The sequence below is a fragment of the Micromonospora sp. LHW51205 genome (assembly GCF_003315815.1).
In the GTDB taxonomy this organism is placed as follows: Bacteria; Actinomycetota; Actinomycetes; order Mycobacteriales; family Micromonosporaceae; genus Micromonospora; species Micromonospora chalcea.
In genome coordinates, this window is record NZ_QMEZ01000001.1 from 413,556 (window position 1) to 437,770 (window position 24,215).

Consider the following 24,215-nt stretch of genomic DNA (forward strand, 5'->3'; position numbering starts at 1 on the left):
CTGCTACTCGCCGCGGTTGCCGGCATGGCCACCAAGCCCTCGCAACGCCAGGAGAGCTGCCCGGTCAGCGTCGAGCTGGGATAGTTCGGTGTCGATGAGGTCGGTGAAGAACTGGGCCGGGATGCCGGGGAAGTCGGGCCGCTCCTCGGTGTGCCACTGGTGCAGCCACGGCTCCAGCTCCGCGATGCCCGCCAGCAACGGCAGCAGGCGTTCCGCCGGCCATGCAGCCTGCAGCTTGCGATCCAGGTATACGGTCGCCAGCGCCTGGGCCTGCGCAAGGTGGTCCCACCCCGCCCAGCCGAGCAGTTCCGTACCGTCACCGTCGCGTCCCGCCTTCGGGTACGAGATGAAGCGCTCCTTCGGCACGTCGAGCTTGCCGCGCGCTCGCCAGTAGGACGGCTTGGCGAAGTCCGCCGACGTGTACTTCGGCGGCACCTTGATGTCCACGTCCTCGCCCGCGTCCTCCAGCCGCTGCTGTGTCCAGGTCCGCTCCCACTGCGCGCGCTTGCGCAAGCCGGACGGCTTGTAGCGGTAGGAAGGCAGGAAGGGTACGTATTCGTCGGCGACCAGCTTCGCCAGCGTCTTCGTCAGGTCGTAGTCGTCGCGGCCGGTCCACAACTCCAGCACCGCGCGGAAGTCGTCGTCGTGGCGTACCCGGTCCGCGAGCTGCGCCACCGACTGCGGTATCGGCCGGTCACCCCAGATCTCGGGTGCCTCCAGCCGGTCAAGTAGCCAGTCACGCAGCGCCTTGGCCTGCATGGTGTCCCAGCCCTCGGTGGCCCACCGCCGCTTGCACTCCGGCCGTTCGATCAGCGCGATGTTCCGGTCCGATTCGATCGCCTCGATCCGCCGCTGCACCAACGCCCGGTAGTCGTCCGGCCAGTGCGCCGGCAGCTCCGTGATCGGCGTCGACCCGTGCCGCGCAAACCACTGAGTCTCCACCTCGCCGGCCGCCATCCGTCGCGCCAGCACGATCTCGAACGCCCGCTCCCCGAACGCGAGGCGTGGTGGCTCGGCACAGGTCAGGTCGTCGTCGCGCAGCCGATAGAGCCGGTAGACCTCCCAGTCCAACTCCTCCTGCAAGGCGATCATTCGGGCTCGGGTCTCCTCGTAGTCGACGTGCGCCGCAGCCAGCCGCTCACGGGTCGGCACCCCAGACTCCGCGACCGCTGTCGGGGTAAGGCTGGAAAGCCGCTGCGCCAGCGAGTCGAGCAGGCTGGCCCGCTCCAACGGGTACGCCGTAGGCAGCGGAAACTCGTGAAGCTTCGTGCCAGTGAACTCGTAGCGATCGGACCACGGCTCGGCGCTCACCCTTGCTCCATCACCCCCTATCGGGTCGCCGCCTTTCGGGTAGCTGACCTGCTTGAGCCAGAAGCAGGCGGTGGAGCTGTTCAACACCCCGAGCAGCCGCAGGTGATCGTTTTCCGTCGCCCCCTCCGGCAGCTTGATCACCGGCGCCGACTGCTTGAATACCCTCCCACCTCGATCCAAGACGAAATGATTATGCGTCGCCACAAATGCGAATGGGATTGATTTAGGGTTGCGGAAGCGAGCCTTAAAGAACATGGAGTACTCAAACCATGAGAGCCCTCGCTGAAGCTGACTCTGACCATAAGCCACTCTATCAACGAGGATTCGACGGAGCGGCCATAGAACCTGATGCAGCGACGAATGCATCTTCGGCGAGAGCGAAGTCTCATCATAGGGCCAGATTGAGGTGACCGGGTCCTCGATTCTCCAGTCACGTGTCACGTCACCTTCGACGATCGCCCGTCGCAACTCCGGAGGGACTGATCGACGACGCAGAAATCCAGCGCCCACCATGTAAGCACTGTCTTCTCGCGTGACAGCCCCGAAGCCAATCTCCTCAACGGCTTCTCCGAGCGGGGATTCCGCACACCGACGCAGCAATTCCATAAGCTCAGCTGCACCACCGCCACTGAGACTCCAAGGATGGGATGCGAGTTGACTCCGCATTAAGTCGACAACCGTTACCCAATCGGAGTTTCGCTCCCCGTCAATCACTCCTGCTTTAATCGCAGACCAAACTTGACCCTCAGCCGGATTGGCAGGCTGCGACGGTTCTCCACGAACCCCTAGAACCGCCATGATCTTCTGCCTAGGGCGGCGATCCTTCGCGCGCCCAATGAGGATGACAGTGGGTGTACCGTGTCCGGGGATATAGGCACCAGCAGTGTCGATCACCTCAGTCAGCTCGACCTTGTGCGCGAAGTAGTCCTGAATCAGTTTCTTGCCAAATTCACGCTTCATAAAGGCGTTGCCAGTGATTTGCCCGACAAGGCCAGCACTTTCGCCATGCTCATCCGATCGCTTAGCCAGATCAAAGAATCGCTTGGCAAACGGCACCGTAAGCGCATACTGCCGATGGCAGACGGACGAATATTCCTTACGGTAACGATCGTTGAGCGCCTTGTCCTTTACGGTGATGTACGGCGGGTTGCCGACCACCACCGTGTACTGCCCCTCGCGCAGGTAGTCGCTGAGTACGTCGGCGTCCTCGGTCGCGTACGCGAAGGCGTTCTGCCCCTCCAACATCGCGATCAGATCGCCCTGGTGTCGCGACTTGCGCCCCCACTGCAAGAGGGAGTCACCGGTCGCCACCCGGACCGGCCAGGACGGCGTGCGTTCCAGCGACCGCAGGTCGCACTCCTTCATCGCGGCGATCAGCAGCCGGAACCGGGCGATCGCCACCGCGAACGGGTTGATGTCCACCCCGGTGACCTGGCCGAGCGCCCGCTCCACCAGCACTCGGATATCGGTGGCGGGCTCGCGCTCTCGCCATTTGCGCACCAGCCGACCGAACGCGCCCAGCAGGAAGTGCCCCGAGCCGCAGGTCGGATCGATGACCGACGTCTCCGGTAAGCCAAATTCGCGCACCGCCGGCTCGAACGTGCGGTCGAGGATGAACTCCTCGACGAACTCCGGGGTCTGCAACAGCGCGTACGTCTTCTTCGCGTGCGTCGACAGGTCCTGGTAGAGGTCGCCGAGGAAGCGCGTGTTCAGGTCGTCGACGCGTAGCGATACCAGACCCGGCCCGCGCCGGAAGAACTCTGACAGCTTCTCCGCCGCCCGGCCGGAGATGTCGAACCGCCACACCGGGTTGTGCTCGTCGAAGATCTTGCCGGTGGCGCGCAGCCCGCGCAGGTAGGTGAACGCCTCGCGCAGCCAGTGCCGGTCGTTGTGCCGGGGGTTGTCGATCAGGTGCTGCTGGCGGTGCTGCATGGCCCGGCCGACCGGCGCAACCGGCTCCGGGCCGCCGAGCCAGAGCGGCTCGACCAGTTCGTTGTCCTCGCAGAAGCGGACGAACACGCAACCGAGCACCCAGGCCACCGCCGCCTGGTCTAGGACGTCTTCCAGCCAGGTCTCGAACGTCCCCGCCGTACGCCGGGCCTCGGTCGCCTGGGCGTGTTCCTTGCGCAGCGACGACTCCAGTTCGGAGTCCGCGGTGACCCGCCCACGCAGGTCGTCGGTGAGGGCGGTGACCTGGGTTTGCAACGCCTTCAGCGGAATCATCGGGGGGCGGTCCTCTCCAAAATGGGGGTGTCCCACTCGTCCGGCAACCACAGCGACTGGCTGGATGGCGAGGTGAGGGGTAGTTGTTGCCCGTCGAGCAGCACCGGCTCGGTGCGGCGCACCGGCACCAGCAGTAACCGGGCGGCCGGACGGGGACGGGTCGGGTCGGCCAGTTCCTGGACCAGCTGCAACTGCTGGTAGCGGGCTAGCGGCGCGGCCTCCGTGATCAGCACTGGCCGCTCGGTCTCGGCTAGCGCGGTCTGGACCGCCGGCATCACCTCGTGCTGGAAGAGCTCCACAAGGGAGCGAAAATCAGCGTCCGTCGGCGAGCCGGTATCGGCGGCGACGATCGTCTCCCAGGGAAAGCCGAGCGCACGGAGCCGCTCCAACATGACCGCGGTCACGTCGACCTCGGTGAGGTCGTAGCGGTCCAGCAGGGCCTGGCGGGCGCGGCCCGGTCGCCGGATCGACGTCAGCACCACCAGGAAGCCGCGCCGGTCGATCACCTCGGCGAGCCGCCGCCGGGCCCGGGCGGCGGCGCCCGGCGTCAGGATCGGCCCAACTGTGCTGACCGAGCGGGTGCCGGTCAGCGACGAGGTGCGGTCCGGCGGGACGTAACGGCCGGTACTCGCGTCCCAGAACAGCGGGATCTCCCGCAGAAGTTCGTCCAGCTTCGGCCGTGCCGGTAGTTCCTGGGCGCGGGGGAACCGGGCGCGCACTCTGGCGCGTACCGTCTCGGGGTCGAGCTTCTGACCCACGAGCGCGCCGGCGGCCAGACGGAGCGCACGCTCGGCGGTCATCCGTTCCGCCGGGTAGAGCTGGCCCTGCGCGTTGACGGCGGCCTCGCCGCCGCTACCGGCGGCGGCGAGCTGGAGCAGCCGGGCCTCGTTCAGCGGCGGCATCCCGGCCGGCGGCGTCTCCAGCGCACGCAGCTCCTCCACCGCACGGCTGCGGCTGGGCAACGGGTCCGCGCCGGCCAGGGCCGCCGCCCGGCGGCCCAGACGGGTCACGTATCCGAGCAGGTCGTCGGCCGTGCGCTCGGTGCCGGGGTCGTCCGGCTCCCGGCCGATCAGGACGGTGTCGCCGCCGCGCAGTCGCTGCATCGCCAGCCGCGCGTCGCCGCCCCGGGCCAGCTCGGTCTCCACCGCGGCGCGCACCAGGCCGATGGCCTGCGCGGTGCGCTTCGGCTCGGCCGTGTAGGAGCCGCGGGTGACGTTCAACGCCTCGGCGATCTCCTCGCTGGAGGCCACCCCACCCCGCGCGTCCAGCAACGCCACGATCTCGTCGCCGATCAGGCCGAGGGCCGGGTTGGGCTGCCAGTCGCGGGTGAGGACCCGCCGCAGCAGGATGGAGATCTGCGGCTGTTGCTTGCCGACGACCCGCGCCACGTCCGCCTGGGACGGCCAGCGCAGGTAGTGACCCTTCTCGTCGGCGGCCTGCCCGAGGAGCACCTGCACGGCCGTGCGGTGCCACGAGGTCCGACCGGTCTCGGGCGGGAGCAACGTGGCACAGAGCGCCTCGACGTGCTGCGCGTCCGGGCTGGCGGGAGACGGCGGCGCGTCGGTGGCGAGCAGGTCGCGCAGTTCCCGGCTGCGGGCCAGGATCTCCTTGCGGGTGGCGTCCGGCACGCCCCGGGCGCGGGTCAGCGCGGACGGCTCGGCGTCCAGCAGTTCCCCGACGGTACCGATGCCGAGGCGTTCCAGGGCCGACCGGGCGCGGGCGGTCAACTCGGCCGCTTCCAGCGACGAGTCCCGGCTCAGTGGCGCCGGCCCACCGGTGTCGTCGGTGGGCGGCGTCGGTTCGGGGATCTCCCGGAACACCGCCCGCCACGCGTCGGTCATTTCGTCGAGGGTGTCGAATCGATCCGCCGTGTCCCGGGCCAGTGCCTTGGCGAAGTAGGCGACCAGACGGTCCGCGACCGAGGGGTCGAACGCCGCCGGATCGAGGGTCACCTCGTCGCTGATCGCGGCCGGGTTCGCGCCGTTGCCCCAGCGGGGCAGCGTCCCGGTGGCCATCTCGTAGAGCGTCACGGCGACGGCGAACCGCTCGGCGGCGGCGTCGTAACGCAGCCGGCGCGGCGGGCCGAGGAACGGGTCGAGGTAGGCGGTGGTGCCGGCGGTGAGCTGGTCGGCCGGGACCGCAGCCAGCGAGAAGTCGAAGATGCACAGGTGCGGTTGCTTGTCCTTCGGACGGGGGCGGGATGCCAGGTTCGCCGGTTTGATGTCCCGGTGCCACACGCCCTGCCCGTCCAGGAAGGCAACGATCTCCAGCAGGTCCCGGCCGTACCGCTCCAGCAGGTCCAGCGCCAGTCGACCGCCGCGCAGGTCCTCGGCCAGCGTGCGTTCACCGGCGTTCTCCAGCAGCAGCGCGGTCCGGCCGCCGACCTTGACCGGGCCACGCACCAGCGCGGCAACTCGCGAGTCCCGCAGCTTGTCCACGGCGCGGGCCTCGGCCGCGAAGCGCTCCGCGTACTGCTCGTCCCGGGCGACCTTCAGCACCACCGGCCGCCGGTCCGACCCGGCGTCCTCGGTCACCAGCAGGGCGACCGCCGTGGAGCCGCTGCCCAGCCGACCGAGCACCGTCAGCCCGCCGTCGAGTACGTCACCGCGGTGGGCGCGCAACGGATCCACCACCGGCTCCGGCTCGGGCGCGGTCAGTTCCTCCCAGACCAGTTCCAGGCCGGCGAGAAAGTCAGTGACCCGCCGCATCCGCGACCCCGGGTCGCCTTGGGTGGCGTCGTAGACGATTTCGACAAGCGCCTTGGGCATGCCGTCGGCGACCGCGTCCAGCCGCAGTCCACCGCCGGCCACCGCCGCGACAAGTTCCTCCGCCGACGCCGCCGGCTCCACGCCCGTGAAGATCCGGTACGCCAGCGCCCCGAGCGAGAACATGTCGAGCTGATGGCCTGGCAGGTCGTCCAGGGTTGCTGCCTCAGGTGCCTGGTAGCGCCGGACCGAGTCGTCGAAGAAGAGCTCCAGCGAGGCCGGGTCCGTGGGCGAGCCGAGGGAAGTCATCCGAGTGCCGGGCAGCCGCCCACCGGTCTGCCAGTCGGTGACCACCAAGGTGGGACGGGCGCTGTCCGGGTCACACACGTAGACCGCGCGGGGATTCAGCGAACGGTGTGACAGCCGACGCGAGTGGGCGTGCCCCACAATCTCGGCGAGATCCTGCACCAGTTGCAGTCGCTGGGCCAGTTGGAGCCGGCCGTCCCGCTCGGCCAGCCACTGGTCGAGTCGCTGCCACTCGGGCCGGTGGTCGAAAACCACCGCCGGCCCCCAGGGGTGGTCGACCAGGTCCAGCGCGCGGGCGATGCCCGGATGGTGGATGCCCTGTAATAGGCGGAACTCGCGTTCGGCGGCCCGCCGGATGGCGGGCACGTCCTCCTCCGCCGCGCGGCTGGTCAGGTAGAACCGCACCCGCCGTAGCAGCGAGGTGTCCACGGTGTGGTCGGCGAGGAAGTCCTGCCAGCCGATGCCCTCGGCGAAGGGCCGCTGGTGCAGCATGAGCTGGTTGACCCGCCGCTCGGCCACCGACGGCCGGATCTTGGCGCCGCGTACCAGCTCGACGATCTGCCGGGCACGTACCGCGTCGACGAGATGGCGAGAATCCGCCGGCGGCGCCAGCAGCATCTGCTTGAGGCTGGGCAGTTGGCTGTTGTTGTCGTCCAGCCCGTAGACGTGTTGACGCCCGATGTCGTCCAGCTCGCAGCGCATGTTGCGGGCGTGCAGGAAGACTGCCGCGTTCACGAAGGGGATCCGGGCGCCGGGCGGGGCGTACTGGCCGATGACGCTGCGCAGCCGCTTGGCTTTGCGGTTGGTCAAGATCAGTGGACTGTCCACGTGGGATCGGCCATGCCGCCACCGCTGGCCGTCGCCCGAGATCCGGCCCTGCCAGTGCTTGAGTTCGAGCACGTAGAGGCCACTGCGGGTGAGCACCAGGGCGTCGATCTCGTTGATGGAGCCATCGGTGCCGACGAACTCGACGTTGGCCCAGACGTGATACGGCTCGGCGTCCGGCAGATACGAAGCCAACTCCCGAAGGCCGTCCTGTTCATGCAGGTAGGCAGTGGGATTGATCTGTTGCCAGCGCGGCGAGTCCTCACGCATGACGCACCAAGCGAATCTGCGCAGTCATGACGGCCACTCCCCACGTATTCAACTGTGTTGGATCCGGTGCACGGTACCGGCCGTCGAACAGCGACAAAGTCGAATATCCGACACTTTTTCTCATCCCGCGCCGTGAGACCCACTGGTGCCCGTACTCGGGGCGCTCAGGTTCTGCCCGGACGACCGATCCGGTACGGAGGAAGTCTCGTCGGCGGGCGCTCCGATCCGCTGTACCCCTTCGGCCACGAACGCTCGCGGCACCTGCGCGGCAGGCACCAGTGAGGCCAGGAATCGCTGAGTCTCCGGGTCTACCGAGTAGATCAGCGTCCCCCGCATCCCGCGTGTGAGCAGGACCTTGTATGTGTTACGGATGAGCCGATCGGCATCCCTTGCCGCGACTCGCCGCCGCCGGTCGAAGATGGCGCTGTCATGTGACTCCGACGGTTGACTGATCAGCCTGCCGTTCCGGAACACCAGATCCGGGCCGAGAATGACACCCGACCAGTCGTACTCAAAACCTTGTGCTGTGTAGATGCATCCCACCTGTTCGAAGCCGGCCCGGTCGATGGCCCAGAGGGAACTCGACGGAATGCCCCGGGGCGGATGCTTGCCGGCCGCGTTCCACGGCTTCGACCAGGCTCCGATGCGGATATCCTGGACGAGGTCCCGACCCCGCGGCTCTTCGGTCCACGGCCAGCAGAAACCGGCCGAGATGCGCGCCGACGCCTTCCGGTTGTGGGTACGGCGTAGCAACATCTCCATTTGACTCGGTGAGGCGGCAAGGGCAAGCCGGAAGGAGTCGTCCCCGCTCCAACGGTACGGACGACCTTCGGCAAGGCCCAGCAGGTGCCGCACCCATCGTTCGTAACGTGGGCTGCCACCACACCGAAACTGGGCCCCGAGATGAACGAAGTCGACCTCAAGGTCCAGCCGCTCCGCCGCGTCACGAATCATCGCAACGCTGCCCACCTCGTTTGGCCGCACCACCTGATCGTCGTCGAGCAGGAAGACGGGCACCTTTGCCACTTCGATGAGTTCCCGGACCTGCGGCTTTCGTCCTCGGCGGCTGCCACGAGAGGACTGGGCGCGGATCCGATGCGCCTCGTCGCAGATCAACACGTCCAGGCTGTCGGCCGGCTCATCCATGAAGTCCATGAAGTAGTGGAACAGCGCTGCGGTGCGCTGGTCGGGGCTGCGCGGCTGGCTCCTGGCGTACCGCCGCAGACTCTCCCGGAACGCCTTGGACCCGGTCGCGTGGGCAACCGATCGACCTTCCCGTGCCAGGTCGGTGAGTAGCGTCAAGGCGATGGCGCTCTTACCGCTGCCGGGCCCGCCCGCGACCAGCACCACTCGCTTCCGCCGGCCCTGGTCCGCCCAACGCATGCCGCGCATAGCCAGTTCATAGGCCGCGCGCTGTTCATCGAGCAGGACAAGATGCCGTCGGCTATCCAGGTCCTCCGCACTGAAGGTGAGGAGTCGTCGACTGGGCTGCACTGTGGCCGTCAGCAACGCTCGTGCGGCCGCCTCGTCCCGCCAGGGAGCGAACCGTCCGCTCAGATAGCGGCGCATCTCCTCGGTACGGTCGCTGGTGAACACCATTCGCCGGTCATTTCGGTCTTCATCATCCTCTTTGATCAGTGCCGGAATGTGCCGCTGCTCCGCGTTGTGCAGGTACGCCAGGCCGTGCACCCGGTCGGGCGACTCGGCGAACATAGGCAGGAAGTCGGTCAGGTATGAGCAGTAGTTCTCAACCTGTACCGCAGGATGGACCTGGGGCTCGGCCATGCCCGGCACCTGCACCAATTTCTCAACTTCGTCGTAGGTGGTCGCAGCGCTCCACTGCTTGAGCTCCACGACGAGGTATGCCGGGCGTCGGGTGAGTGGCTCCATGCCAGCGAGGATGACGTCGATACGCTTGCTGCTACGTGGCAATTGGCACTCCACGAGCAGGTCGAGTGCCCCAAGACCAGCGCCGACGAGCTCCACTGCCAACGCTGGAAGACTCTGCTGCCAGGACGATTGCTCACTGTCTGAAATCCGGAAGCCAGCCCGAGCGAGATGAGCCCTCAGCTGCTCGGCGAGCTGCGCCTCCCTCGCCAGGTCCAGGATCTGCGTGGCGCTGGTCTGAAAGGCGAGCAATTGAGTGGCCCCCAGGCACGAAGATCTCGTGCGGTGGGGGCATGTCCCGGGGGAAGCCCGTCGATCCGCTGAACCGCCCGCCACTCTAGCGGCCTCCTTTGGACAGAGGCCACCCATTCATCAGGTGCCGCATCCACTTGGCCACATGACACGCCTTCTGGTCGCTAGGGTCTGGCGGCGTGGAGACGACGGTGAGCTACACGAGACTGGTCCGGCCGGCGATCGACCGGGTCTACGTTGGCGCCCGCTGGGCAGCTCGCGCCCGGATGGAGGCGTTCTACGCCGAGCGGGGCTGCACACTCGGTGCGGAGAACAGCTTCTTCTCCGGTGTGCTGGCCCGGCCGATGCCCGCCGAGGCGCTGGCCGACGGCCTGATCTACACGTCCGGCAGCATGGACGAGGAACTGGAGCAGGGCGTCGTCGTCCGGGGCGCCGAGGGCGCGTGGCACCTCACCGAACTGGGCCGGGAACTGACGCTGTTCGCCCAGCGGGCCACCGGCGAGGCCGCCGAGGAACTGTGGGCCATGCTGCCCGGGGTACTGCCCGGCCTGGGCATCGTGCCCCGGCTCGCCGACCTGGTCGGCCGGGTGCTGACGCACGCGCAGGCCACCGGCGGGCCGGTGTTCCGGGCGATGTCCCCGCCGTACGAGCCGGCGGGCGCCTCCCCGGCGCTGCTGCTCGTGACCCGGCTGGGCTCGCTGCGGCACCACCGTGCGGACGCGCACCGGGCCGCGTGGCGGGCCGCCGGGCTGACCGCCGACGAGATCCGTACGCTGCCGGACGGCCCAGAACGCGCAGCGATCGAGGCGGACACCGACCGCCGCGACGAGCCGGCGTACGTGGTGCTCACCGAGGCCGAGCGATGGGACTTGCTGGCCGGCCTCGCCGCCCTCCCCAACTAGAAGCCCTGTGGCGTACTCGGCAACGGTGGGCGGGTGCGACCAACGGGCGTGCCGACGCAGGGTCAGGGTCAGCGCCCGGGGGTGGTTCGCGGCGGTGTGCCGGGCCCGCTCCAGCGAAGGATCCCCGACCAATGGCGAGGCGTAAACCGGTATCGGCAGCGGCTGCATCGGGACCCTGCTGAACCAGTTGCTGGCCGATTCGCACGAAGGGGAGCCGCGAGGAAGCGCGGCGAGCCGGTCGCTCCTTTCCGCAGACAGGGATAGTGGTGAAAGGATGGGCCTCCGTTGGCAGGCTGGTCCCACACGAACGTGTAGGAGAGTCGATGAATCTTGAGCAACTGTGGTCCGAGTTGACGACGGAGCTTCTGGACATCCTTGCTGCCAATCGGTCCCGGATCGCGGAGCTCGATGTACGGGAGAAGGCCGACCAGACTTTGCTCACCGAAGCTGACCTCGCGGTTGAACAGCTGATCATGGCCAAGATCCGCGCCTTGGATCCTGCTGCCCGTGTCCTAGCGGAGGAGTCGGGTAGCGGTAGTTGGCGGCCCGGCATCGATGAGGAGCCTGCGCGGATCTGGATCATCGATCCGATCGATGGTACGGCTGAGTTCGTCCATCCGAGGAGCGCCGAGTTCTGCTCCGTTGTATGCCTGTTAGAACAGCGGACGCCAGTCGCCGCGCTCATCGTCGCTCCCGAACTCGGTACCGGCCGCACGCCGGTCGTCGTGCAAGCATCCCGAGCCGACAGCACGATCCTCGTCAACGGTCGGCCCGCGATGCTTAACAACCATTCCGAGCCCGCACTTGTCGCATCTCTGACACGCAGTTCGGGGTCCGAGGCACCGCCCTACGAGTCGGCCATGGTGAAGGCTGGCTACCGGCTGAAGACCCGCACCACGTCACAGACGCTCGACATGCTCCGCACAGCGCTGGATCTCACAGATCATGTAGACGGGGCCCCACGTTTCGACCTCTTCCATCGCAAGCAACAGAAGGTCTGGGATGGCTTGGCGGGGTTGTGCCTCGGTGAGATCGTCGGTCTAATGTGCACAGACGGTGAGGGAAACAAGCGCTTACCAGTGTCTATCGATACGCTCGCTCAGCCAGAACCGGCTTTCGCCAGCACCGTGATGGGTCGTCCGGAGGCAGTCAAGTGGTTCGTGGAGTTGGCGCGGGACTCCCGCACCGAAACACCGAAGTCCTCGTAGACGTAACGTCGATCATCGGTGCCGATGACTTCATCGCCGCCCAGAACCGCCGCGTGCAACCCGGTGATCCGTTCGCGCGCCAAGCCTTCGTCGAACTGATCCAGTCCTTGATTTTCATGGACCGGGTATGGGTTGCCCACCCAGTGCTCGCTCGACCCACTGCTGCGGATTTCGGCACAAAACCCTTCCTGCTACGGGCGTTGGCGGAGGCAGAGCTACTCCATCCGCTACAACTGGATGCCGATGAGAGCCGAACCGCTCGGACTGCTGAGGAGTCTGCTCTTCAGGATCTGCAGAGCTGGCAGGGGAGCCAGGCGCTCGGGCAGTTCATCGAGCAGGCGCTCGTCTGCGACGACGCCATGCCGGGGCCTCGCAACTCGCTCTCGAAGCGCATCCACGGCTGGTCCACGTTCCAGGCCGCCCATGTCCGGGTGGCCGGCCATCACGCGGATCGGATCGCGACGTCGGACGGCGTTGAGGATGACCCGTTCGGTGAGTGGGCGAGAGCAGCCTCAATCGTCCTGCGGGGTCCACTGCGGTCGATGGCTCCGCCGGGTGAGGAGGTCTACGTCGCAGCCACCCTTGCACGAGGGCTCAAGTACCGGTCGAGAGCGGACGCCACGGGGCTTTCATACCAAGCACACCCCATTCGAAGAGACTTCCTCCTTACCTTCGACCTGTCCCGCGAGGGCGCGGCCGAAGGAGTCGTACTCGACGTCATCAAGGCTATTCGCGGTATCCACCAATCCCTCGCCACTGCCGTAAGTGAGAGCGACACCCATCAGGTGCGGTTGCTTGAGTTGGAACTACCACTACTCGGCGGTCGACTCTGGCAGGCGTCGGAAACCGGCAAAATGGGAGACAACGCGTGGGTCGACCTGGTCGTCAACCGCATCGGTGAGTATCGAAAAAAGGCAGCCGACCTACGGGCAGCTGTCGCCAGGTGCGTCACCGACGAGGACTACCTACGCCTTGCGCGGGACATCGACGAAGCAAAGAAGCAACTACTCGAACGCCTCGGGCTACGCAAGATCGCCTTGTCGACGGTAGAGCAGGAACTCGTGAATGGCGTGGCGTCCGTGGCTGAGTCGGTGCCGGGAATCCCGAAGGTTTCGGGAATGTGGATCGGTGCCCGGGTGATCGGCAAGCAGGTCTCTGCGACCGGCACCCCGGTACAGCGATTCCTGTACAGAGAGTTCTATCGGGCGTGGAAGCGGGCAGGACGCTGAGGTGAATTCCGCGTCGAGGCGATCCGCGCGGCCAGACGATTGGAGCGCGCGGCGATCGAGGCGGACACCGGCCGCCGCGACGAGCCCGCGTACGCGGTGCTCACCGACACCGAGCGCGGGGAGCTGCTGCCAGCCTCGCCGCCCTGCCAACTAGTGCTCGCCCACAGAGCCGTTGGGGTGGAACGCCATGGGTGTCTCCGGCCCCCTTTTGACACCCATCGCGTTCCACTCACCGCGAGGGCGCGCTGCGCAACGGCAGGTCAAGCGCTGGGTGGGGTCCTCCTCGGCCGGGGCGGTGCCGTCTATCGGCAGGCCGAACTCCGCCGGTGAGTTCTCGTCGGTGCCGTCCAGGTCCGCGTGCGGCTCGTCCGGGATGACGTCGTCGGGATCGGCGCCTCCGGCGTGCAGTTCGGACAGCTCAACCGGATCAGTCATGCCGCCCTGGTACCCGCCCGGCGCCGCCCGAACCCGCCCGAGGGCCGACGGGGTCAGGCGCGCGGCAGGTGTCGTTCGAGGCCGTCGAAGAGCAGGTCGAGGGTGAACTCGAACTCGGTCTGGGAGTCGCACCACCCCAGCGTCGGATCGGCCGCGTCGTGCGTCTCGGCGGCCACCATCGCGGCCAGGTGCGGCAGCCGTTCGGCCAGCGCCACCATCTCCGCTTCCGCGGCTGCGGCGTCGGCCGCCCCGCCCGCGTCCGGGCGGAACACCTCCTGGGCGAAGCCGAGCGCCATGCTGCCGAACGCGTGCAGTGCCCGGTGGGCGATCCGGTACGAGAAGCCGCCGTCGACGAGCGTGGCGAGGATGCCGTCGTAGTAGGCGTACACCCCGGCGGGGACGGTCGGGCGCGAGCTGAGCAGCGCGGGGGCCCACGGGTGCCGCAGCATGACCGCGCGCGCGGCGAGGAAGCGCAGCCGCAGCCGGGTACGCCAGTCGCCGCCGGGCGCGTCCGCCTCGGCACGCTCGGCGGCCGAGGTGATCTCCGTGGCGACCGCGTCCACGAGGCCGTCGAGCAGTCCGGCCTTGCCGGGTAGGTGGTGGTAGAGCGACATGGCCTCGACGCCGAGTTCGGCGGCGAGCCGGCGCATCGTCAGCGCCTCCATCCCTTCGGCGTCGACAAGGGCGATCGCGCTGGCCAGGGCCCGCTCGCGGCTCAGCGGCTCCCGAGGTTTCCGCGCTCCCATCCGGCTCTCCATCTCCCCTTGACCTTACAACGTATGGTTGGCCTTACGGCGTAAGGCAAGCCCCGCCACCGCGTCGCTCACCCCCGAAGGAGCCGCCATGCACCAGCTGATCCGTACCGCCCGGGTGACCGGGCTGTTCTACCTCGGGCTCGCCGTCACCGGCGCGCTGGGGTTCCTCACCGTCCGGCCGATGATCTTCAACCCGGACGACGCGGGCGCGACGTTCGCCAACCTGGTGGCCCACGAGTCGCTGGCCCGCGTCGGCGTCGCCCTCGAACTGCTCGTCGTCCTCACCCAGGCGCTCACCGCCGTCTGGTTCCACCGCCTGTTCCGGACTGTCGACAGCACCGCATCGGGCAGCATCGCCGCCTTCGGGCTCGTCAACGCGGTCGCGATCCTGGGCAGCGCCGCAGTGCTCGCGACGGCCCTGGGGGTGGCGACCGGCGGGCCGGGCGACGCCAACACGGTCCAGCTGCTCTACCTGGTCAGCGGGAACCTGTGGGAGGTGGGCGGCCTCTTCTTCGGGCTCTGGCTGGTGCCGATGGGCTGGTGCGCGCTCCGGTCGGGCTGGCTGCCCCGACCGCTGGGCCGGCTCCTCGTCGCCGGTGGCGTCGGCTACGTGCTCATGACGTTCGTCGCGTACCTCGCCCCCGGCGCCGGCATCGTCGGCGATCTGCTGGTGGTGCCCGCCACGGTGGGCGAGGTGTGGATCCTCGGCTACCTGATCATCTTCGGCGTGCGAAAGCGCGCGGAGACGGATGCCAGGGCGACCGCGGCCTAGGCGGGGCTCGCGGCCAGGGCGACACCCCGGGCGTACCGGATGGCGGCCGGGGTGTCCGCGAACACCAGGCCCTCGCGGCGCAGCTCCTCGGCGACGCCGAGCGTGCTGAGCACCTGGTCGTGGCCCGGGGTGATGCCGGAGAGCAGCACCGTGATCCCCCGGGCGCGCAGCCGGGCGATGGCGTCGCCGAGCACCTGGGCGCCGGTGGCGTCGATGGTGGAGACGCGGGACATCCGCAGGATCACCACCCGCACGTCGGCCACCTCGGCCAACTCCAGCAGGAACGTGTGCGCGGCGGCGAAGAAGAGCGGCCCGTCCAGCCGGTACGCGACGATGTGCTCGGCGAGCAGCGCGTGCTCCTCGGCGCTGTGCTCGCCGGTGTCCAGCGGCACCTGTTCCAGCTTGGCGCTGCGGGCCACCGCGCGCAGCGCCAGCACGACCGCGACGGCGAGCCCGACGACCACAGCTGTCACCAGGTCCCAGATGACGGTGACGGCGAATGTCAGCACCAGTACCACCGCGTCGGCGCGGGTGGCCCGCATCAGCGCGAGCAGGGAGGCGGCCTCCACCATCCGGACGGTGGTGGCGAGCAGCACCCCGGCCAGGGCGGCCAGCGGGATGCGCCCGACGAGCGGGGCGGCCGCGAGCACGATCGCGGCGAGGGCCACCGCGTGGGTGAGCGCGGCGAGCTTCGAGGACGCCCCGGCGCGGACGTTCACCGCGGTACGGGCGATGGCGGCGGTCGCCGGGATGCCGCCGAAGACCGGGGAGGCGAGGTTGGCCAGGCCCTGGCCGAACAGTTCGCGGTCCGGGTCGTGCCGCTCGCCGACTGTCATTCCGTCGGCCACGGTGGCGGAGAGCAGGCTCTCCAGCGCGGCGAGCGCGGCCACGGCGAGGGCGCTGGGCAGCAGCACGCCCAGCGCGCCGAGGTCGACGAAGTCCAGCGACGGCGCGGGCAGCCCCTGCGGCAGCTCGCCGATCCGGGCCAGGTCGATCGGGGCCAGCTCGGCGAGGAGCGTCGCGGCGGCCACCCCGACCAGGGAGAACGGCACGGCGGGCCGCCACCGGCCGCCGAGCAGCATCAGCGCCGCCACGCCGAGCGCGACAGCGATCGCGGCGGGCCGGGGATGCGCGGCGAACCGGGCGACCGCGTCGACGGCCACCGCCCACACCTTTTCGCCGTGCGCGCCGGTGACGCCGAGCGCGGCCGGCACCTGTTGCAGCGCGATGACCACGGCGATGCCGGCGGTGAACCCCTCGATCACCGGGGACGGCAGGTAGCGGACGTACCGGCCGAGGCGGGCCAGGGCGAGCGCGATCAGGATCAGCCCGGCCAGCGCGCCGACCATCAGCACGCCACCGGCGCCGAACTGCTGCACCACCGGCACCAGCACGACAGTCATCGCTCCGGTGGGGCCGGAGACCTGGAGGTTGGAGCCGCCGAAGACCGCCGCGACCGCTCCGGCGACGACGGCGGTGACCAGTCCGGCCTGCGCGCCGAGGCCGGAGGTGACGCCGAAGGCGAGCGCCAGGGGCAGCGCCACCACGGCGACGGTGAGCCCGGCGAGCAGGTCGCGCCGGGGCGAGCGGCGCGCCGCCGCCCAGTCGGCCCGGCCGGGCAGCAGCCCGCGGAACAGCCGGCCCGTCTGCCGTACGACGTCACCGGCGCGAAGGGCAGTCGCCGCGCTCACCGGTCCGTCCCCGAGGCCCGCAGCTCGTCCAGCAGGCCGTCCCGGTCGGTGAGGACCGCGCCGAGGATGCGCCGACCGGCGGCGAGCAGGTCCGCCACGTCGGGGGTGCTGAGCGCGTACATGACGAGGGGGCCGTCCCGGTACGAGGTGACCATGCCGGCGCGGCGCAGCACGGCGAGCTGCTGGGAGAGGTTGGACGCCTCCACGTCGATGGCGGCGAGCAGGTCGCGGACCGGTTTCGGCCCGTCCTGGAGCAGTTCGAGCACCCGGATGCGCACGGGGTGCCCGAGGGTGCGGAACAGCTCCGCCTTGGCCTGGTACAGCGGCACCGACACGACACACCCCTCCGACGACGACTCTGAAGACTTTAGCACTTGCATAAATCTTCACATCGACGGAGATGAAGGGCGTCCCGCTCAGGCCAGGTCGTTGACGCAGCGCAGCACCGGCCGGGAGGTGAGCGCCTCGGCATCCAGCGGGCACGTGGTGCTCACCGTGAAGACGACGCTCTCCCCCGGCAGCAGCGTCACCAGCGCCCGGTCCACCTCCGCGGCCGGATCGAGGCGGTCCGGGAACAGCGTCAGGTCGCGCAGCACCGTCCGCGCGGTCACCCGGACCCGCCGTCCGCCGTCCACCGGCTCGACCGCCGCGTCCCACTGCGCCGCCGGCCACCGCACGTCGCGGTCCTCGGCGAAGAACCACAGCGCGCGCTCCGCGGCGTCCCCGGCGTCCGCGACGAGCAGTTCCGCGCGGCCGTCGTCCGGCCGCGCCAGCTCCGCCGGCAGATCCACCACGACCGAGGAGTACGCCGGGACGTCGAGGTCGACCGAGGTCTTCGCCCTCGGCTCCCCGGTGACTGTCAACCGGGTGACCGTGGCCGGCCCGCGCCACGCCTGCGCGGTCTCGTTCACCGCCACCAGCGCCGGCCGGCCGTCGCGCGGCTGCACGGTGAGCAGCCGGTCGGCGTAGGCGCGGCGCAGCGCGTACCACAGGGGTTTGCGGCGCCCGTCGCCGTCGATGGCCGACCACGACGTGACCGGCCAGCAGTCGTTGAGCTGCCACACGACGGTGCCGGCGCAGACCGGCCGGTGCGAGCGGAAGTGCTCCACGCCGAGCTGGATGGCGCGGGCCTGGTTGAGCTGGGTGAGGTAGTGCCAGTCGTCGAAGTCGGCGGGCGGCGGCAGGTGGGCGTCGAGCCCGCGCCGCAGCTTGCCGTCCCCGTCGGCTGCCTTCTGGTGGTGCGTCATGCCCGGCGAGTCGTGCGCGAGCGGGTCGTCGGAGAGGGCCCGGCGCAGCGTCGCGTACGCGGGCGGCGCCTGGTAGCCGAACTCGGCCACGAAGCGCGGCACGTAGTCCCGGTAGCGCGTGTAGTCGTCGGTGTTCCACACGTCCCAGATGTGCGTGGTGCCGTGCGCCGGGTCGTTGGGGTGAAGTTCCTCGCTGCCGGACCAGGGACTGCCCGGCCAGTACGGGACGGTCGGGTCCAGCTCCCCGACGACGGCGGGGAGCAGCTCCAGGTAGTAGCCGCGCCCCCAGGTGCGCCCGGCCAGGGGTTCCTGCCAGTCCCAGTCGTGCCAGCCCCAGATGTTCTCGTTGTTGCCGGTCCAGAGCACCAGCGACGGGTGCCCGGCGAGCCGGGTCACCTGCTCGCGCGCCTCCGCCTCGACCTCGGTGCGGAACGGTTCCTCCTCCGGGTACGCGGCGCAGGCGAACAGGAAGTCCTGCTGCACCAGCAATCCCGTCTCGTCGGCCAGGTCGTAGAAGTCGTCCGACTCGTACCGGCCGCCGCCCCAGACGCGCAGCAGGTTGACGTGCGCGCCGGCCGCCTGGCCGAACCGCTGCGCGAGGCGCTCCCGGGTGACCCGGTTCGGGAACGCGTCGTCGGGGATCCAGTTGACGCCCCTGACGAACACCGGCACGTCGTTGACGTGCAGCGCGAACGGGGTGCCGTGCGCGTCGGGCGTGGTGTCCAGGCGTACCGAGCGGAACCCGATCCGGCGGGACGCGGCGTCCAACTCCCGGCCGTCGGCGCCGTGCAGGGTGGCGTCGAGGTCGTACCGCGGCTGGTCGCCGTACCCGATGGGCCACCACAGCGCGGGGTCCGCGACGGTGAGCGTCACGACGGCGGTCCGCTCCCCCGCCGGTACGGCGATCTCGGCGGTGACCCCGGCGACGGCGGCGCGGACGGTCAGCGGCTCGTCGCCGGTCCGCTCGACCTGCACGTGCAGCTCGACCCGGCCGACGCCGTCGACCACCGTCACGATCGGCCGCACCGACGCGAGCCGGGCGGTGGACCAGGCGTGCAGGCCGATGTCGCGCCAGATGCCGGCGGTGACGAGCGTCGGTCCCCAGTCCCAGCCGAAGTTGCAGGCGGTCTTGCGGATGAAGTGGAACGGCTCCGGGTACGCGTTCGGCCGGTCACCGAGCCGGTCCCGGTGCGCCTCGGCATACCGGTACGGGGAGTCGAAGCGTACGGCCAGGGTGTTGCCGTCCGGGCGCAGCAGCGCGCGGACGTCGAAGCGGTACGAGCGGTGCTGGTTCTCGGTGCGGCCGACCTCGACGCCGTTGAGCGTGACGGTGGCGACCGTGTCCAGGCCGGCGCAGACCAGATCGACCCGCTCTTCGTCGCCGGGCTGCCATCCGAACGTCGTCTCGTAGACCCAGTCGGTGCGCCCGATCCAGGTGAGGCGGTTCTCGTTGTCGTCCAGGTACGGGTCGGGGATGAGGCCGGCCGCGAGCAGGTCGGTGTGCACGCATCCGGGCACTGTCGCCGGCACCGCCGTCCCGGCGATCTGCGGCGGCACCGCCGGACCGGGCTCGGCCCGCAGCGTCCATCCCTCGTGCAGCAGAGTTCGACGGCTCACGACTTCACCGCGCCTTCCATGATTCCGCGGACGATCTGACGTCCACCGATGAACAGCATGACCAGCAGGGGCACGGTGGCGATGAACGCACCAGCGAGCACCCGCCGGTAGATCACGTAGTTGCCGCTTGCGAGGTCGGACACCGCCACCATCGACGTCGGGTAGTCGGTGCCGCTGAGCGTGATGAGCGGCCACTGGAAGTCGTTCCAGGTGGCCACGAACGTGAGCAGGCCGAGCACCGCCAGCGCCGGGCGGATCGCGGGGAGCACGATCGTCGCGTACACCCGCATGGTCGTGGCGCCGTCGACCCGGGCCGACTCGATCAGCTCGTCCGGGACGGTGTTCAGGATGAACTGCCGCATGTAGAACACGCCGAACGCGGTGACCAGGCCGGGCGCGATGACCGCGAGCAGCGTGCCGTTCCAGCCGAGCCTGCCCATCACGATGTAGAGCGCCACGATGCCGAGCTGGTTGGGCACGGTGAGCGTGAGCACCACGAACAGCATCAGCGCGCGGCTGCCCCGGAAGCGCAGCTTGGCGAACGCGAAGCCGGCCAGCGAGCAGAAGAACAGCACCGAGGCGGTCACCACCAAGGAGACGATGACGCTGTTGATCAGCGACGCGGCGAAGTAGACGTCCTGGAGGGAGAAGACCTCCTCGACGTTCGTCAGGAACCGGTCGCCGGGGACCACCGCGGGTGGCAGCTTCGCCAGCGCCTCGTCGTTGCTCGTGGCGATGACGAACATCCAGTAGAGCGGGAACGCGGCGAACAGCATGCTGACCGCGAGCAGCAGGTAGGTCCAGAGCCCGGCCGGGGTGTCCTGCGGGGCCCGGGCCACCACACGTCGGGTCGTCACCGGCGGCCTCCGGAGAGTCGGTTGGTCAGCAGGTAGTTGAGGCCGGCCACGATCAGGATGATCAGGAACAACGCCCAGGACATGGCGGCGGCGTAGCCGAGGTTGAGGTCCTTCCAGCCGACCTTGTAGATGAGCTGGGCGATGGTCTGCCATTCGCCGTCCGGCCCGCCGGTGGCGGCCTGCGCGTTCGGGTCGAACAGCATCGGCTCGGTGAACAACTGCAACCCGCCGATGGTGGAGAGGATGACTGTGAACAGGACCACCGGCTGGATCATCGGCACGGTTATCCGCCAGAGCTGCTTCCACTGCCCGGCGCCGTCGATGGCGGCGGCCTCGTAGACGTCGCGCGGGATGGACTGCATGGCGGCCAGGTAGAGCAGCGCGTTGTAGCCGATCCACTTCCAGTTGACCATGGTGGCGATGGCGATCCAGGCCTGGAGCTTGCCGGCCCGCCAGTCGATCGGGTCGTCCGCGCCGCCGATGCCGAGCAGGCCGAGCACCCAGTTGGCCATGCCGAAGTCGCGGGAGAAGAAGACGCTGAACACCATCGTCGAGGCCACGATCGGTGTCACGTACGGCAGCAGGACACCCACCCGCCACCAGGTCTGCGCCCGCAGCTTGCGGTTGAGCAGCGACGCGACGAGCAGCGCGAGCAGCAGTTGCGGCACTGTGGAGAGCAGGAAGATGCCGAACGTGTTGTAAAGGGCGTTCCAGAAGTCCTCGTCGGCGATCAGGCGGCTGAAGTTCTCCAGGCCCGCCCAGTACGGCAGCGTCGGGTCGTCCAGGCGGTAGTTGCGCAGCGACACGACCGCGTTGAACAGCAGCGGGAACAGCCCGAACACGAGGAAGAGCAGGAAGAACGGCGCGATCATCAGGTACGGCATGTAGCGCATGTCGAAGCGGTACAGCCGGTCGCGCCAGGTCATCCGCCGGTCGCCGGCACTGCCGCCCTGCGGCGCGGGTGGGCGGCGGGGCGGTGCGGCACGGGTGCTGGACATCTGTTCACTCCAGGGCCGGGAGATCGGACGATGACGGGGCGGGCCGGGCCGCCCCGTCACCGCTGACACGTCAGGACTTCGCGGCCTTCTCGGCCTCCTTGACCGCCTCGTTCCAGGCGGCGTCGGACTTGAGCGACTTGTTCTCCACCCGCCGGATCACGTTCTCCACCGCCACCCGGGTCGGGCCGTTCTTGCGGCCCAGGTACTGCGGGGTGAGGCCCTGCGCCATCTTCGGGAAGATCTGGCCGACCGGGGCGTCGTTGAAGAACGGGTTCTTGAAGTCGGCGATGGCCGGGTCGGTGTAGAGCGCCGGCTGCGACGGCAGGTTGCCGACCTTCTTGAAGATCTCGATCTGCTGTTCCGGCGCGACCAGCCAGGTCAGCAGCTTGTACGCCTCGTCGACGTTCTTGCCCTGCTTCGGCAACGTCAGGAACGATCCGCCCCAGTTGCCGCCGCCACCCGGTACCGCGGCGATGTCCCACTTGCCCTCGGTGCCGGGCGCGGTGTCCTTGATGTGGCCGAGCATCCAGGCCGGGCAGGCGAGCACCGCGAACGCGCCGCTGGTGAAGCCCTTGTCCCAGTCGGCCTGGAAGCTGACCAGGTTCGCCGAGAGCCCGGCACCGACGGCCTTGACCGTGTAGTCGAACGCGACCTTCGGGCCCTGCTCCATCCGGAGCTGGTCCTGCTCGTCGTAGAACCCGACCGGCTGCTGACCGAGGATCGGGTTGAACAGGTTGGTGCCGGCGTCGATGAACTTCTTCTTCGTCGTGGTGGTGTACTGCTGGCCGACCTCGATGAACCTGTCCCAGGTGGGCCAGAGCGCTGACACCTGGTCGCGTTCGGTGGGCAGGCCGGCGGCCTTGAACAGGTCGGTGCGGTAGCACATGGCCAGGCCGCCGACGTCGGTGCCGAGGCCGATCTGCGTCTTGCCGTCCGCCGACAGCGACTGCTTCCACTTCCAGGGCAGGTACTTACTCTCGTACGAGCCGGCGCCCTTGTCGAGCAGGTTGACGAACTTGTCGGACTGGCTTCGGAACTGGACCATGAAGCCCTCGTCGATCGCCGCGATGTCCGGCGCGCCGTTGCCCGCGACGAGCTTCTTCTGCAGGTCCTCGTGCTGGGCGTTGTACTCGCCCGAGTTGAGCTGGATCTTGACGTTCGGATGTTCGGCCTCGTACCTGGCCTTGAGGTCCTGGAGCCCGAAGTCGCCCCAGAAGTTGATTTTCAGCGTGACCTGACCACCGGCCGGGTCGGAGCCGCCGGTGGTGCTCCGGCCGCTGCAGGCGGCGATCATGACCAGGCTGACGGCACCGACGGCGGTCACCCGCGCCAGGTGCGTCCAGGACCGTCTCATCTCATCCTCCGCGCCGAAATGGGAACGCTCCCGAATATCGAGAGACGTTGACTGAACCGGATAAGTGACGCCACCGTACGGTTCCCATTCACGACTGTCAACGGCCGGTTACCGATGTGCCGATCCGGTAACCTCGCCGCCGCTCACGACCACGCTGCGGGCGGTCTCGCCGGGTCCGCGCTCTAAGCTGAACCGCACAAGCGACTGCCGCCGGATGCGGTCCACCGATGCCGCCCGCGACACCCGGACCCGGCACCGCGTGCAGTAGCGTCACCAGACGCCGGTGATCCGGCGACCGGAAGCGCCCGCGAGGGCCGGACACAGTGGAGGAACGCTCCGGTGAAGCGGCCGACCATCGCCGACGTCGCCCGGCGCGCCGGGGTCTCCAAGGGCGCGGTGTCGTACGCGCTCAACGGCCAGCCCGGCGTCTCCGAGGCGACCCGCCAGCGCATCCTCGCGATCGCCGCCGAGATCGGGTTCCGGCCCAGCAGCGCCGCCCGCGCGTTGTCCGGGGCGACCGCCAAGGCGGTCGGGCTGGCGCTGTGCCGCCCCGCCCGGATACTCGGCATCGAGCCGTTCTTCATGGAGCTGATCAGCGGCGTCGAGGCCGAGCTGTCGGCCCGCTCGTACGCGCTCACACTCCAGGTGGTCAGCGACCAGGACGCCGAGATCGCGGTCTACCGGCGGTGGTGGGCCGAACGCCGGGTCGACGGCGTGCTCGTCTGCGACCTGCGCACCGACGACCGGCGGGTGCCGGCGCTGGAGGAGCTGCAACTGCCGGCGGTGGTGATCGGCGGCCCCGGCCACACCGGCGGCCTCGCGAGCGTCTGGGCCGACGACGCGGCGGCGCTGGTCGAGACGGTGGAGTACCTGGTCGCGCTCGGCCACCGGCGCATCGCCCGGGTCGGCGGGCTGCCCTCGCTGCTGCACACCGAGATCCGCACCGAGGCGTTCACCGGCGTGTGCCGGCGGCTCGGGCTGGAGGAGGCGCAGACGGTCTGGTCCGACTACACCGGCGAGGAGGGCGCGCGGGTGACCCGCCGGCTGCTCAGCTCCGCCGCACGCCCCACCGCGGTGATCTACGACAACGACGTGATGGCGATCGCCGGGCTCTCGGTGGCCCAGGAGATGGGCCTGGCCGTCCCCGGCGACCTGTCCATCGTGGCCTGGGACGACTCGCCGCTCTGCCGGCTGGTGCACCCGCCGCTGACCGCGCTGGGCCGGGACATCCCGGCGTACGGCGCGCACGCCGCCCGGCAGCTCCTCGCCGTGATCGCGGGTGAGCCGGCCGCCGCGGTCCAGGACGAGACCGCGCACCTCACGCCGCGCGGCAGCACGGCCCCACCTCGTACGACGGACCGCTGAACCGGT

Annotated in this window: 16 protein-coding genes; 5 read left to right on the plus strand and 11 right to left on the minus strand. The window is 69.3% G+C overall.

Features of this window, described 5'->3' with window-relative positions; all coding sequences use genetic code 11:
- Window positions 1–3: 3 nt before the first annotated feature.
- From pglX to DQE82_RS01890, 3 genes are all read right to left on the minus strand, one after another.
- Window positions 4–3,534, minus strand: coding sequence for a BREX-2 system adenine-specific DNA-methyltransferase PglX (gene pglX, locus DQE82_RS01880; protein WP_113971844.1), 3,531 nt, complete (start codon window positions 3,532–3,534; stop codon window positions 4–6).
- Window positions 3,531–7,640 (minus strand): BREX system serine/threonine kinase PglW, encoded by a 4,110-nt coding sequence (gene pglW / locus DQE82_RS01885; protein WP_113971845.1) that lies wholly within the window; start codon window positions 7,638–7,640, stop codon window positions 3,531–3,533. Before pglW ends, pglX begins: the two co-directional genes overlap by 4 nt.
- Before the next feature lie 120 nt (window positions 7,641–7,760).
- Entirely contained in the window at window positions 7,761–9,779 is a 2,019-nt protein-coding gene (locus tag DQE82_RS01890) for a DUF2075 domain-containing protein (protein ID WP_113971846.1), read from the minus strand.
- Window positions 9,780–9,970: 191 nt separating this feature from the next.
- Here DQE82_RS01890 and DQE82_RS01895 point away from each other — a divergent pair, with 191 nt between their 5' ends.
- The 3 genes from DQE82_RS01895 to DQE82_RS01905 all read left to right on the plus strand — a co-directional run bounded on the left by DQE82_RS01895 (window position 9,971) and on the right by DQE82_RS01905 (window position 13,118).
- Complete coding sequence (locus tag DQE82_RS01895) at window positions 9,971–10,681, plus strand: hypothetical protein (RefSeq protein ID WP_113972341.1); 711 nt, start codon at window positions 9,971–9,973, stop codon at window positions 10,679–10,681.
- Between the two features lie 323 nt (window positions 10,682–11,004).
- Entirely contained in the window at window positions 11,005–11,889 is an 885-nt protein-coding gene (locus DQE82_RS01900; RefSeq protein ID WP_043326017.1) for an inositol monophosphatase family protein, read from the plus strand.
- Entirely contained in the window at window positions 11,835–13,118 is a 1,284-nt protein-coding gene (locus DQE82_RS01905; protein WP_223201212.1) for a hypothetical protein, read from the plus strand. The genes DQE82_RS01900 and DQE82_RS01905 overlap by 55 nt, the downstream gene beginning before the upstream one ends.
- Window positions 13,119–13,268: 150 nt before the next feature.
- Here the strand turns inward: DQE82_RS01905 and DQE82_RS30615 are convergent, their stop codons facing one another.
- Together DQE82_RS30615 and DQE82_RS01915 are read right to left on the minus strand one after the other, a co-directional pair.
- Complete coding sequence (locus DQE82_RS30615; protein ID WP_158559960.1) at window positions 13,269–13,553, minus strand: hypothetical protein; 285 nt, start codon at window positions 13,551–13,553, stop codon at window positions 13,269–13,271.
- A gap of 53 nt (window positions 13,554–13,606) precedes the next feature.
- Window positions 13,607–14,311 (minus strand): TetR/AcrR family transcriptional regulator C-terminal domain-containing protein, encoded by a 705-nt coding sequence (locus DQE82_RS01915; protein ID WP_113971848.1) that lies wholly within the window; start codon window positions 14,309–14,311, stop codon window positions 13,607–13,609.
- A gap of 85 nt (window positions 14,312–14,396) precedes the next feature.
- Between DQE82_RS01915 and DQE82_RS01920 the strand changes: the two genes are divergently transcribed.
- Window positions 14,397–15,080, plus strand: a complete 684-nt coding sequence (locus DQE82_RS01920; protein WP_113971849.1) for a DUF4386 domain-containing protein — start codon at window positions 14,397–14,399, stop codon at window positions 15,078–15,080.
- Here the strand turns inward: DQE82_RS01920 and DQE82_RS01925 are convergent.
- The 6 genes from DQE82_RS01925 to DQE82_RS01950 form a co-directional block, all read right to left on the minus strand.
- Window positions 15,077–16,771, minus strand: a complete 1,695-nt coding sequence (locus DQE82_RS01925; protein ID WP_113971850.1) for a SulP family inorganic anion transporter — start codon at window positions 16,769–16,771, stop codon at window positions 15,077–15,079. The genes DQE82_RS01920 and DQE82_RS01925 overlap by 4 nt on opposite strands.
- Window positions 16,768–17,106: a helix-turn-helix transcriptional regulator gene (locus DQE82_RS01930; RefSeq protein ID WP_043326024.1), complete on the minus strand. Its 339-nt coding sequence runs from the start codon at window positions 17,104–17,106 to the stop codon at window positions 16,768–16,770. The genes DQE82_RS01925 and DQE82_RS01930 overlap by 4 nt, the downstream gene beginning before the upstream one ends.
- An 81-nt stretch (window positions 17,107–17,187) precedes the next feature.
- Window positions 17,188–19,635, minus strand: a complete 2,448-nt coding sequence (locus DQE82_RS01935; RefSeq protein WP_113971851.1) for a glycoside hydrolase family 2 protein — start codon at window positions 19,633–19,635, stop codon at window positions 17,188–17,190.
- Window positions 19,632–20,492: a carbohydrate ABC transporter permease gene (locus DQE82_RS01940; protein ID WP_113971852.1), complete on the minus strand. Its 861-nt coding sequence runs from the start codon at window positions 20,490–20,492 to the stop codon at window positions 19,632–19,634. Before DQE82_RS01940 ends, DQE82_RS01935 begins: the two co-directional genes overlap by 4 nt.
- Window positions 20,489–21,490 (minus strand): carbohydrate ABC transporter permease, encoded by a 1,002-nt coding sequence (locus DQE82_RS01945; protein WP_104113872.1) that lies wholly within the window; start codon window positions 21,488–21,490, stop codon window positions 20,489–20,491. The genes DQE82_RS01940 and DQE82_RS01945 overlap by 4 nt, the downstream gene beginning before the upstream one ends.
- A gap of 70 nt (window positions 21,491–21,560) precedes the next feature.
- Window positions 21,561–22,844 (minus strand): ABC transporter substrate-binding protein, encoded by a 1,284-nt coding sequence (locus DQE82_RS01950; RefSeq protein WP_069087623.1) that lies wholly within the window; start codon window positions 22,842–22,844, stop codon window positions 21,561–21,563.
- A gap of 339 nt (window positions 22,845–23,183) precedes the next feature.
- Here DQE82_RS01950 and DQE82_RS01955 point away from each other — a divergent pair, with 339 nt between their 5' ends.
- Window positions 23,184–24,209 (plus strand): LacI family DNA-binding transcriptional regulator, encoded by a 1,026-nt coding sequence (locus DQE82_RS01955; RefSeq protein WP_113971853.1) that lies wholly within the window; start codon window positions 23,184–23,186, stop codon window positions 24,207–24,209.
- Window positions 24,210–24,215: the final 6 nt, after the last annotated feature.